This window comes from Bacillus sp. AFS037270 (assembly GCF_002585305.1).
The window spans coordinates 1-12,402 of record NZ_NUNF01000084.1 but is presented as its reverse complement, the minus strand read 5'-3'; the positions used below and the strand labels follow the sequence as shown (position 1 = coordinate 12,402).

Genomic DNA, 12,402 nt, shown 5'->3' with positions numbered 1-12,402 from the left:
AGATTTGAGGCTAGAATGATGATAGACTCAACGCCTCAATTCGTTCCTTTCATATTTAGCAGCTGATTAAACCATATTTGACATAAGTAATATACCGCATAGGCTGAGAAACTGCCGATGATGAAAATCGTAGCTGGATAAAAATAGAACAGAGCAGTACCAGCCCCAACAATGCTCAATAAAAGAATCGTTAAGACCGGGTTCATCAGGGAAAAGAGGAAGGCATTTCGAATAACGTTCTTAAAGCTTAGTTCAAAATGGACCATAATCGGAAATAGATAAATGGAGATTGAACTAAACAAAAAAATGCCAATGACTAAGATGATATACAGAATGAGGTGACCAACAGAACTGCTTGGATCGATAAGCCTATAATCAAAATATAAGAAAAAGGCAAGTACCGACCAAATAATCGAGATAATAAAGCTTTGTTTGAAATTTTCTTTAAACATTTTTAAAAAACTTTTTAAAATACCTTCTGTTTCCTTTTGAAAAATTCGTTTACGGACAACGCCGAACATGGCTGCTGTTGCAGGAAAAAAGGTAATTAAGGGGAGCGAAGTAATGATCCATAGTAAATTTAGAAAAAATAAATCTACCATTGTATTCAATGTAGAATAAAATCTGTTATTTAAGCCGATCATTACTGTCATTCCCCCTTTTTTCTTTCCAATTCATTATCGCCAGACAGATTTTAATGTAAAGAGCTCCAGCGAACTCAATTTAACTTCTCCATTTTTTACATAGAGCTCAATTTGCTTATTTTCCTGGTTAGGGAAAATCAAGTCAGTGATGACTGACTTTCCATCGTTTCCAAACAACTCAATAGACGACTGATCAACAAAAACATGTACGGTAATTTTATTATTTTCTGGGATTAGCTCGCACTCATGTTTTCCGGCGAAGTCCTCATGGAAATCAGCCTCTCCCGAATTTGTTCGATCTACAAATAATGTTTGGTTTTCTACGTCAAATCCAATAATTGTTTCTTCATTGGCGCCCTTGCAAACCTTGAACCCAAATTCTGCTGCAGTTCCAATTTCAAACTCGGCAATGATTTCGAATGTGTTACTATTCACATTTTCTAAAAGATTTTTACCGGGTACAACCACTTCGTTTTGAATTATTATTTTTTCATCACGAATATCTTGTAACTCATGAACCGGGTTTTGAACAAATCGAATCCCGTCTTCGGTTGTCTTTAGCTCAAGTACTCTCGGAATCGTCATTGCACTTCGCCATTCTTTTGTAGGAGTAACATTGGCATAACGCCAGTTACTCATCCAGCCAATATAGATCCTTCTTCCGTCTTCAGATGGAACATCAGACCAGCTGACTCCTGCGTAATTATCGCGGCCATGGTCAATCCAAAGGGTCTTTTCGGGGTCATGATGATTGAAAAATGTTTTCCCATCAAAATCGCCAATAAAATATTGCGTTCTCGATCCTTCTTCATAGATTGGATCATTGCCAATGCTGACCAATAGCACCCATTTTTTCTGATTTGAATTACTGTCAATAGGTAATTCAAAAAGGTCGGGACACTCCCAGACACCCTGATGTGAGCCATTTCCTTCTCCAAACTCACTCGTAAACTCCCATGAAAGTAAATTTTTAGAAGTATAAATTCTAACCGTTTGACCTGCGGCTAATACCATGATCCATTGATTGGTTTCACGATGCCAGAACACTTTTGGATCACGAAAATCAGTAATACTTTCTTCTTGCAGAACAGGGTTACCCTCATATTTCACCCATGTACGCCCATTATCCTTACTGAAGGCAAGACTTTGCCTTTGTCTTGGACGATCAGAATCAGGGTATGTATCCGCATGGGTGAAAATCGCCACCAACCCTGATTTCCCTTCAAAAAAGCTGCTAGTGTCGTTCCAATCTACAACTGCACTTCCCGAAAAAATTGTTCCATGCTCATCTGGAGCCAAACCAATCGGAAGGTGTTCCCAGTGAACAAGATCTTTAGTTACCGCATGCCCCCAATGCATCGGACCCCATGTCGTTCCATTGGGATGATATTGATAAAATAAATGATATTCTCCGTTATAATACACCATCCCATTTGGGTCATTCATCCATTGGCGCTCCGGTGAGAAGTGATACTGCGGACGGTATTTTTCTGTATAATACTGTTTTTTTTCCAGGACGTTATTATTCATTTCTTACACTCTTCCTTTCTCAGGAACTCTTTTTTTAGGCTTTGTTAAGGTTTGCTGTTGATTATTTTAGTTAAACTATTTACTATGAGTAATATTTACAGGCTCAATCTTGTTTTCATCATGATAAAGAGTCTTTGCTGTTGATAAAGTTTGAGAATGGTATATGATTTTTTGCAACATGATGATTTTTCCATCTAATTGCTGACTAATTTTTATTACACGTGGATCAGAAATGCCCTTCTTTTTTGCTAATTCGTACATACTCTGGCGAAATTCATCTATAGTCTCCCGTAAAGCTGATACAGTCCCAAAAACCATTGATTTATTTCCTTTCCGCCGTTTATCGAATATTGTTAATATATAAAAACTAATCTATCTATATAAAACCAGCACAGACTTTTACCCTCCACCTGAAATCAACACTAGCCTTTAACAAAGCCTTTTTTTAAAAACCTTTCAACCTGATCGATGGTTGGAATACTGGGAATACCACCTTTTCCTTCTGTCGTTAGGGCACCAACTGCATTAGCGAAAGTAACAATTTCTTCAAAGTCTGCTGCAGTTAAGCGATCTAGCGGTTTATTCATTTCAAGGATTTGATATAAGGTACCACCCATGAAGGCATCTCCAGCTCCCGTCGTATCAACAACGTTTACTTGATATCCTTCTTTACGGCCATGTACATGTTTGCTTCGATAAAAACAGCCCTCTGGCCCTAACGTGACAAAAATAACCGCTGTACCAAACTGTTCCTGTAAAACTTCCGTACCTTTTACCACATCACAGCAACCCGTTAAAAATTTCAATTCTTCCTCTGAAATTTTCACGATATCTGCATATTCAAATCCCTTTAAAATCTGCCGCTTTGCTTCATCAAGAGAACGCCATAAAGGAATTCGCAAATTAGGATCATAGGAAATGGTTACCTTATGCTTTATGGCATATTCCAATGCGGTAAAAGTAGCTGAAGCTGCCGGTTCATTTGTTAACGATAAGGAACCGAAATGAAAGATACGCGATTTTTTGATTGTATCCTCATCAATTTCAGCTTCTTCCAGCATGATATCGGCACCCGGACTTCGATAAAAGCTAAAGGAACGATCACCTTTTTCATCTAAATGAACAAAAGCCAAGGTTGTATTGACATTTTCCGAGAATAAGAGATTACTGGTATCAATGTTATGAGTTTTTAAGACACCCTTTAGTATCTGACCAAATTGATCATGGCCCACTTTTCCAATAAACGCTGTTTTCTTATTTAATCTCGAGAGTGCTACAAGAACATTGGCTGGCGCTCCGCCAGGGTTTGTTTCAAATAAACCATTCCCCTTTTCCGAATGACCGGACGGGGTAAAATCAATTAATAACTCTCCTAAAGCCGTGATATCAAACATGTACATCATCCTTTTTAGTATTTTTAAAAGGAAAGCCAGACTTTCAAAGATTTGTCTGGCTTTCTATCAGGATCACTGTTTGTTATAGCGGTCCAATCCTTTTTGGTAAACTTTCATTAATTTTTCAAGACCCATATCATTTAATTGCTTCACATAAGCATCCCATTCTTTGTCAATTCCGCCCTCGATCAGCCATTGCGCTTCTTTTTGTTTCACGAATTCCTTGATTTCCGGCTCAATGGTGTTAATCACCTCGAGCTCTTCAGGACTAAAGAAGATGGAAGGGTAACTTTCTTTTACCATATATGGTCTGTAATACTGATCAAGAATTTGCAATCTTTCCTTTGCTCTTGGCTCCATGTCCACCACTTTGCCAAAGTCCTCCTTTAAGACGGCAAACGGTCCTCCCGGTGCTACCTTTTGCCTCAATTCACCCATTGCCACACCTGCAGGAAGCTCTTTATTAACTAACATACCATTAGCATCTTCCTCATAAATTTCGCCGACTGGGCCCCAGTTAATTTGCGCCGACATTTTTGGTTCATACAACTGGTCAACCCAGCGCATCGTAATCTCAGGGTTTTTGTTCGCTGAAGTAATCACAAAGGCATCTCTTCCATATTCGGAATAGTTGGAACGTCCAATCACAATTTTGCCATCTTTCCCTTTTAATGGCGGTAATACGACATAATCTTTAACTCGATCCGGTCCAACTACTTCTGTATTTTCCCACCAAATGAACGAGCCTAGTGTTGGATTCTGTGTTTTCCCTTTTGCAAACAGCTGCTCCGTCTTTTGTGTTACAACCTCTGGGTCAATTAAACCTTCTTTTACCCAGCCGTTAAAATACTTTAACGCTTCTTTAAACTCCGGCTGAATCGCTGCATAAAGGACTTTTCCGTCTCTTACAATTCGGTGGTCCGCTTCAAAAGGAGCATCCGGCATGCCAAATAAACCAATTAAATCTCCTTCATTCCCGCACCAGCCGTTATACCAGAAGGTCAGCCCAATTTCGTCTTTCTTACCGTTTCCGTTTGGATCCTTTTCTTTAAATGCTTTCAACACATCATGGTATTCTTCTAATGTAGTCGGCATTTTCAGTCCAAGCTTGTCTAACCAAGCTTTATTAATGAACATAATATTTGGCATCCCGATAAGATCCATTTCCTCTGCACGAGGCAGGGAATAAATATGCCCATCCGGGGCTGTTACAACCTTTTTCAACTCTGGTCTCTCTTCAAAAAGTTTTTTTAAATTAGGGGAAAATTTGTCGATCAAATTCTCTAATGGAATAATCGTGCCGTTCTGGCCATATTGGACAAGGTCATGATCTGAAAAGCCTGACGAGTAGAACGCATCTGGCAGGTCGCCGCTTGCCAGCATTAAGTTTTTCTTTTCTTGGTATCCATCGCCAGGGATATTGTTCCATTTAATTTTAACGTTCGTTGCTTTTTGCAGCCGGTCAAAAATCACCATTTTTGAATAGTCAGGTGCAAGAGCTGCCTTTGGTGAAACAATGTTTAACGTAACTTGTTTGTCGACAATCGGTAAACCAGTTTTATGAAATGGAGTGTCTGCTTTTTTCTCGGAACTGGCAGAATCGCTGTTTGAACAGCCAGTTAATGCTAATGAAGCGCTTAATCCTAAAATCAATGCCATTGCCATGCTCTTTTTCTTGTTTTTCTGAACATTTTTCTTGATTGATTTCAACATTTCTTTTTCCCCCTAATAGATTAATTAAATGGATGGCAAACTATCAATGTCGTCTACCATCACCCCCTTATTTCTATTAACCTTTAATTCCGCCAATCATAACACCTTTTACAAAGTACTTTTGAACAAAAGGATAGACGATTAAAAGCGGGATGGAAGCAACAATAATCACACCGTATTTAATTAGCTCAGACACTCTTTGTTTTGCAGCCAATGAGTCCAGATCACTGATCATCATCGTGGATGCCTGATTTTGAATTAAAATATTTCGTAAAATTAACTGCAATGGATATAAGTTTTCATTATTTAAATAGATTAAAGCATCAAAATAGGAGTTCCAGTGTCCAACCGCATAGAATAACACCATGACGGCGACAATGGGTTTTGAAAGCGGCAGGACAATCTTCCAGAAAAATTTCACATCGGAACATCCATCTATTCTTGCTGCTTCTAATAATTCACCAGGAATAGAGGACTCAAAAAACGTTTTAGCCACAATCACGTTCCAAACAGCTACTGCTTTCGGTAGAATAAGCGCCCACATGGTATTAAGTAAACCCAGATTCTTAACAACCAGGTATGTAGGAATAAGTCCGCCTGAGAAAAACATCGTCATGAGGAATAAAAACATGATGACATTTCTTCCATACAAATCCTTTCGAGACAATGCATAAGCAGCCATTAAGGTAAACGATACATTGACAATCGTTCCGACCACCGTATAAATAATGGAGTTCTTATAGCCGAGCCAAATCTTGCTGTCTCTAAAGATTCGTTCGTACCCTTCAAGGGTTAGTTCTTTTGGTATAAACCAAACCTTCCCTTCATAAATCATGTTTGGATCACTAAAGGAGGCAATCACGATAAAGTACAATGGATAGACCACCAATATTAGGATGATTGCAACTAGAAAAATGTTAATAATATCGAAGACTTTATCTTCTTTCGATCTTCTTGTGATCTTCTTATTTTTTAAGGCTAATAAACTCATTTATTGCTGCACCTCCCAGTTACCATAGTCCTGTTCCGGATAATTTTTTCGCGAACTTATTTACTGCGACTAATAAAACTAAGTTAATCACTGAATTAAACAATCCTACTGCCGCAGCAAAACTATATTGCGCCTGCTGTAAACCCATCTTATAAACATAAGTTGGAATAATCTCTGCTGCCGGCTGATTCATTGGAGTTTGCAGCAAATAAGCCTTTTCAAAACCAATGTTCATAATGTTTCCAACGTTTAAAATTAATAGGATAACAGCCGTTGGCATAATCGCAGGAATATCCACATGAAAAATCCGCTGCCACTTATTCGCTCCATCCATAACGGCCGCTTCATGCAGCTCAGGGCTGACTCCTGCAAGTGCTGCCAGATATATAATCGCAGCCCATCCGGTTTCTTGCCAAACGCCTGAGGCAATATATAATGGTTTAAACCAATCAGGTTTTGCCATAAACGAAATCGGATCGCCGCCAAAAATCAGGATTAAGTTATTAATTAGCCCATTGTTAGAAAAGAAGACATATATCATACCCGCTAAAACAACTACTGATATAAAATGCGGCGCATAAACAACTGTTTGAACAAAACGTTTGTACTTATTACTTCTAATTTGGTTCAACATGAGTGCGAGAAAAATTGGAAGTGGAAAACCAATGATTAGTTGTGTAACGCTAAGACCAAGAGTGTTTTTAATCAGGCTCCAAAATTGATAGGAATCGAAAAAGCGCTCAAAGTGTTTAAAGCCTACCCATGGGCTTCCCATAATCCCTTTTGTTGCCACAAAATCCTTAAAAGCAATTAGCACTCCATACATCGGGACATAATGGAATACAATAAAATAAATCAAAGCGGGTAAAAGAAATAAGTAGAGCTGATAATTACTTAAGATTTTTTTTAGTTTTGATGCTTTATTTACTTGAATTGTTGAATCGATTATCCTATTTGATTTCCTTGCCAATTCCATATCCTTGCCTCACTTTCAACTATGTTTTTTTGGTTATACCTATCGTTGAAACGTTTCCAATTAAAACTAAAAAAATTTGTGTATCTTTACCACTTCCTCCTCTTTTATATAACGGTGATTCGATAAATCTAATGATCTAGCACTTCAATTGAAACGTTTCCAATTAAGACTAAAAAAATTGCCTCAGCCGAGTCGGTTCTCTCCCTCTATTTACATGACGGGGATTAAATTAATTCCTGCTCTATCATTTTTTGTTACATTTTCAATGATAAGCTAAAAAAATTGCCTCAGCTAAGTCGTTTCTCCCTCTCTGTATATGACAGGGAGTCGATAAATCTCTTGCTCCAGTGCTTCACCTTCAATCTTTCTTAAGAGAAGTTTTACAGACATCCTTGCCATTTCTTCGACAGGCTGCCGGATCGTTGATAGAATTGGGTGAAACAGCTTATTATCCTGAATTCCATCATAACCAATAACTTTTACATCCTCTGGAACTCGCAACCCATATTGTTTAGCTCTATCAATATATTTGGCGGCAAGCAGATCGGTATTGGCAAATATCCCGTCCACATCCTGATGTTCTTTAATTTTGAAGAAATTTTCAAAGTATTTATCATCATCAAAAGCCTCATCAAGCTCTTCATAGATGATACATTCAATCCCTTGGGCCTCTGCTTCATCGATAAATCCTTTTCTCCGAAGTTCAACCTCACTATAAGCATCACTATAGGTTGCAAGATAGGCGGCTTTTTTAGTCCCCGCTTTCACAAGCTCTCTTAAGGCGATGCGCCCGCCAGTGTAGTTATCCGAGGTGACACATGTGATTTTTTTTCCAAAATGGCGGTCAATGCTGATAATCGGAATATCGGTGCTCACACTATCTTCGATGTCATTATAAGTAATCCCAATAATACCTGCTACTTTATTCTGATTGAGCATATCCAAATAATAAAGCTCTTTGTCAGGTCTGCCTCCACTATTGCAAAGCATCAATTTATACCCTTCCCGGTCAAGTTCATCTTCGATATAAAAGGCGAGCTCCGAGAAAAACGGATGCCATACACTCGGAAGCAGCAGCGCAACCATGGTTGATTTTTGCATTTTAAAGTTTCTAGCCACTTCGTTTGGAATATAATTTAATTGTTTGATCGCTGCATTCACTTTCTCCCGGGTTTCGGTTTTAACAGTTGGATGATTATTAATGACTCTTGAAACAGTGCCAACCCCAACTCCTGCCATTTCTGCAACATCTTTAATGCTTGGCACTTCCACTACCTCCAATAAAAAAGCGATTTCATTTACTTGTTATTATTTTGGAAACGTTTCAACGTTTCCTTGTACATATAATATCACCATCTTGGAAACGTTTCAATAGATTTTTTCAGAAAAATTAAATTAATTTCAGATACCTCTTTCAAGATAGAATCTACTTCTACATACCACTCATCATCCTTGTATAAGCTGATATGGATACCTAGGATTTTAACAATGCTATACACCTGCTTGACATCTGAAACGGGAATAGTAATGTTTAATAGCGTATCACCATTATTCCAAATGTAAGCACCACTGTAACAAATAATAGGCTGGTCAATATTTAGCTCTTTCTGCAAAAACAGCATCCCTTTTGGCATTCTTGCCGAAACTAAGATGACCGGAATTTGATTTATCTAATGATTTAAGAAAGCAACCATAGCATTGGTTGCTTCGCAAACTCATAAAAAGCGAGGAATCTCAGCGTTTTTCATTGAAATCCCTCGCTTTTTTATAGGAAAATATTAAGTTTCTTAACACGTTTGATATCTTAGAGTATAAAAAAATAATAAATTGCTTATTAAACTTCGTTTAACGTATCTTTTACGCAAAATGTTGGCAAGTCCCCTATAACTTTAACATAAGTATCCAATTTCCTTATCCCACAAAATGGCCCTAACTTAGATATCCTATGCTATGGAGTGGCCATGATCTATTCTCCATTATTCAGGAATTAACTTAAGATTATTCATGACTATGATATACAAATAGAAGGAGTTTATAACTTAAAAAATAAGTCTTGATACCATTTTTGTGAAGATGTTTCGTAGTCTCATCTTTCGTCGATTCATTTCCTTCTCCTCCGAAGGCTTTATTGAATTATTTGTATTTTCGCCTATAGATTGGGGGGCTATACAAATACCACTTACCAACCATTACTTTATTATGTGTTGTGAACGGTAGAGACCTGGAGTTATCCCGATATTTTTTTTGAATACTTGATGAAAGTATTTTTGATTTTCGTAGCCTACTTGTTTACAAATTTCTGATACTTTTAAATTTGAAGTTCTTAGCAGCTTTTTGGCATTATTTAATCTAACATTCGTAATATATTCAAATATGGTGTTACCAACTGCCTTTGAAAACAAACTGCACAGGTAAGCCGGGTTCTTATGGAACAACTTACCTAAATCATCTAGCACAATGGGTTCTTTATAATTAGTATTTATGAAACTTTTTAAGTCGATGATTAATTTTTCATTGTAGGACACATGGTTCTCATTTAAAAAAACAGTTGATTTAGCAATAAATTGTTCAAGCCAAACTCTGATTTCTTCCAAAGACTGTAATAGATTTAATTCTTCGTATAATAAATATCTTTCGCCGCCGATATTTTTTACTTCATATTCCCTTTCGATGTATTCCAAAAAATGATTAACGATTTTAAAACATACATATTTTGATTTTTCCGGTGACAGGTTACTCTTTTTGCATTCGAGAAAAACTCTCTCCATAAAAAGATTAATTATGCAAAGAAGATCTGGGCTGCTTTCTTTAAAAAATTGATTAATTTCCTCGATAATACTATTTCCAAATGAATGATTGTAAGTTTCTAAATCAAAATAAAATGTTACTTGTATATTTCTGAATATTCCGTTTTTTAAAGCTTCTTTCGCTTCAGTGTATGCTTTCTTTATTTCTGAAATACTTTCATATACATTGCTAATTCCTACATTCGGTCTTATTTTGATATCACGAAAAATCAATGACACAAGATCTTGAACCAAGACATTACCAATATCTAAACTGGAATTAGAGAACATGATTACGATTTGACGATCAATAGTATAGATGAAACTCTCAATCCCTCTATTTTCCAGTAGATTTTTCAAGTGACCTAATAGAACTTGAAGTTTTTCAGTCTCTTTTGAATCTTCCCATGCGTACCCTTTCAATCCAATATTTAAAAAAGAAAAAGTTTTTACCCTTTGGTCATTTTCAGGGTCAACAAATCTATGTCCTAAGATGTAATCAAGAACACGTTTTTCTTCTAATGCAACTTGATATTCATTAATCCATTCATTTGTTTGTTTTTCATTTTTCATTTTTTCAAGTTTTAAAATGGCGTTTTTAATAGAACCAATAATTTCATCCACTTCAATTGGTTTAACTAGATAGTCTATTGCTTCGAGTTGAATGGCCCTTTTAGCGTAGTCAAATTTTGAATATCCACTAATAATGATAAAAACAGTTTCTAGATTAAGATTCTTTGTTTCTTTAATCAAATCCAATCCATTCATTTTTGGCATTCTTATATCTGCTAAAACAATGTCGGGCTGCCTGTTCATAATTTCTTTAAGGGCCTCTTCTCCGTCTGAAGCAGAACCTACAATTTCAATATTATGTTCCTTCCAGTTAGTTGCTGATTTCAAGCCTTCGATTACAATTTTTTCATCATCAACAATTAAAAGTTTATACATATTAGAAAACCCCTTAATTATTGTCATGGATGATTCCATCATTCTTAAGGCCAACCTTAAGATAAACGGTAGTTCCTTTTCCTATTTCACTCTCAATCTTTAATCCATATTCTTTTCCATAATAAAGTTTCAATCGTTCATTAATATTTTTCAAAGCATAACCCTTATTGCTAATATCTATCTCATTCTTGTCAAATCCTTTTCCGGTGTCACGAATCTTGAAAAGTAAACCATCATCCTGCTTTTTTCCTTCAATCATGATAGTTCCACTTTCCTGATGTTCTAACCCATGGTAGACGGAGTTTTCTACAATGGGCTGTAATAACAATTTAATAATTCTTTCTTCCATGATTTCAGGATCAATCGTAAATGTATAGCTGATTTTATGGTCGAAACGAATATTTTGGATATCCAGATAACTTTTAACTTGTTCCATTTCATTCTTAACGCTGGTAATATGATTTCCATCATTTAAGGTAAGCTTAAAGATTTTGGACAAATTAATAGCAATCTTTGAAATCTGTTTCGCCTTTAGCTTCTCTGCCATCCAAAAAATAGTGTTTAAAGTATTATATAAAAAATGCGGATTAATGTGGCTTTGCAAGGCTAAAAGCTCTGCTTCCTTCTCCTTAATCTGTGATTTATATAACCTTTTTGTTAATTCATTATTCCAATTATAAAGGTGAACAATCCGGTTCCCAATCTCTCCAAGTTCATCCTCATTATTAAAATGAATACCCAGTACATTTTCTCGTTTTTCCATTTTTTCAGTAACCATTCGCAGTACACTTAACTGGTTTGTAATTCTCCTAGTTATAAATAAGGCAATAATTAGGGAGACTATTAACCCGATCACCAATAAAGAAATCGTTATCAATCGAAGTTGATTGACCTCACGAACAATATTTTCATAAGGGATTATACTTACAACATCCCAATTCGTTTTCTTGTTTGTATGATAATTAAAGAAATATTGAGTTCCATTGATTACTTTTTTAATGGTCCCGCTTTTACCACGAGCTTGAATAATTTTGGCTACTTGAGAGGAAGAGAAACGATCATTACTGCTATCGAACAAAATTTTATCCCCATCTAATACCAAAATATCTCCTGGAGGATTACTATTTTTAAACATATTCTGAAAATAAGATGGATCAAGATCTATTAGGACGAACCCCATCTGCTCCTTCGTACCAAGATCTCTAATATTTCTTCCATAAAGTAATGAATGATTACTACCTTTAACAAGTTCTAAATCACTGCCATTTAACCATTCACCCTGCCACTGACTATCGAGTAAACGTTGATAGATATTGGACTTTTTTATCGTTTGATAGTAGTTATTTGCCAAATTCCGTTCCCCACGATTTATTTTCAAAAAGCCGTGATTTTCATTCCCGACATAGATGGCATTAATATA

11 protein-coding genes are annotated in these 12,402 nt (G+C 36.3%); all 11 read right to left on the bottom strand.

Annotated elements, in window-relative coordinates; all coding sequences use genetic code 11:
- Window positions 1-35: 35 nt before the first annotated feature.
- The gene (locus COD92_RS28560; protein WP_098531359.1) at window positions 36-653 is read right to left on the bottom strand and encodes a YesL family protein; all 618 of its coding nucleotides are present in this window, start codon (window positions 651-653) and stop codon (window positions 36-38) included.
- Window positions 654-677: 24 nt separating this feature from the next.
- Window positions 678-2,174, bottom strand: a complete 1,497-nt coding sequence (locus tag COD92_RS28555; RefSeq protein WP_098531358.1) for a glycoside hydrolase family 32 protein — start codon at window positions 2,172-2,174, stop codon at window positions 678-680.
- Between the two features lie 75 nt (window positions 2,175-2,249).
- Window positions 2,250-2,492, bottom strand: coding sequence for an aspartyl-phosphate phosphatase Spo0E family protein (locus COD92_RS28550; RefSeq protein ID WP_098531357.1), 243 nt, complete (start codon window positions 2,490-2,492; stop codon window positions 2,250-2,252).
- 104 nt (window positions 2,493-2,596) lie between these two features.
- Window positions 2,597-3,568, bottom strand: a complete 972-nt coding sequence (locus COD92_RS28545; protein ID WP_098996756.1) for a PfkB family carbohydrate kinase — start codon at window positions 3,566-3,568, stop codon at window positions 2,597-2,599.
- A gap of 72 nt (window positions 3,569-3,640) precedes the next feature.
- Complete coding sequence (locus tag COD92_RS28540; RefSeq protein ID WP_255286700.1) at window positions 3,641-5,281, bottom strand: ABC transporter substrate-binding protein; 1,641 nt, start codon at window positions 5,279-5,281, stop codon at window positions 3,641-3,643.
- A gap of 76 nt (window positions 5,282-5,357) precedes the next feature.
- On the bottom strand, window positions 5,358-6,272 hold the full coding sequence (locus tag COD92_RS28535; RefSeq protein ID WP_098996755.1) for a carbohydrate ABC transporter permease: 915 nt from the start codon (window positions 6,270-6,272) through the stop codon (window positions 5,358-5,360).
- 19 nt (window positions 6,273-6,291) lie between these two features.
- Entirely contained in the window at window positions 6,292-7,248 is a 957-nt protein-coding gene (locus COD92_RS28530; RefSeq protein ID WP_098996754.1) for an ABC transporter permease, read from the bottom strand.
- Between the two features lie 291 nt (window positions 7,249-7,539).
- Window positions 7,540-8,514 (bottom strand): LacI family DNA-binding transcriptional regulator, encoded by a 975-nt coding sequence (locus COD92_RS28525; RefSeq protein ID WP_098996753.1) that lies wholly within the window; start codon window positions 8,512-8,514, stop codon window positions 7,540-7,542.
- Between the two features lie 83 nt (window positions 8,515-8,597).
- On the bottom strand, window positions 8,598-8,861 hold the full coding sequence (locus tag COD92_RS28520) for an HAD hydrolase family protein (protein ID WP_483295681.1): 264 nt from the start codon (window positions 8,859-8,861) through the stop codon (window positions 8,598-8,600).
- Between the two features lie 576 nt (window positions 8,862-9,437).
- Window positions 9,438-10,982, bottom strand: a complete 1,545-nt coding sequence (locus COD92_RS28515) for a response regulator (RefSeq protein WP_176550490.1) — start codon at window positions 10,980-10,982, stop codon at window positions 9,438-9,440.
- A 13-nt stretch (window positions 10,983-10,995) separates the two neighbouring features.
- The coding region (locus COD92_RS28510; protein ID WP_098996750.1) for a sensor histidine kinase at window positions 10,996-12,402 on the bottom strand (1,407 nt) is incomplete at its 5' end.

Excerpts from the sequence above, each read along its gene's own strand:
- COD92_RS28560 (WP_098531359.1), bottom strand. The coding sequence starts at position 653 with ATGACAGTAATGATCGGCTTAAATAACAGATTTTATTCTACATTGAAT.
- COD92_RS28555 (WP_098531358.1), bottom strand. The coding sequence starts at position 2,174 with ATGAATAATAACGTCCTGGAAAAAAAACAGTATTATACAGAAAAATAC.
- COD92_RS28550 (WP_098531357.1), bottom strand. The coding sequence starts at position 2,492 with ATGGTTTTTGGGACTGTATCAGCTTTACGGGAGACTATAGATGAATTT.
- COD92_RS28545 (WP_098996756.1), bottom strand. The coding sequence starts at position 3,568 with ATGTTTGATATCACGGCTTTAGGAGAGTTATTAATTGATTTTACCCCG.
- COD92_RS28540 (WP_255286700.1), bottom strand. The coding sequence starts at position 5,281 with ATGTTGAAATCAATCAAGAAAAATGTTCAGAAAAACAAGAAAAAGAGC.
- COD92_RS28535 (WP_098996755.1), bottom strand. The coding sequence starts at position 6,272 with ATGAGTTTATTAGCCTTAAAAAATAAGAAGATCACAAGAAGATCGAAA.
- COD92_RS28530 (WP_098996754.1), bottom strand. The coding sequence starts at position 7,248 with ATGGAATTGGCAAGGAAATCAAATAGGATAATCGATTCAACAATTCAA.
- COD92_RS28515 (WP_176550490.1), bottom strand. The coding sequence starts at position 10,982 with ATGTATAAACTTTTAATTGTTGATGATGAAAAAATTGTAATCGAAGGC.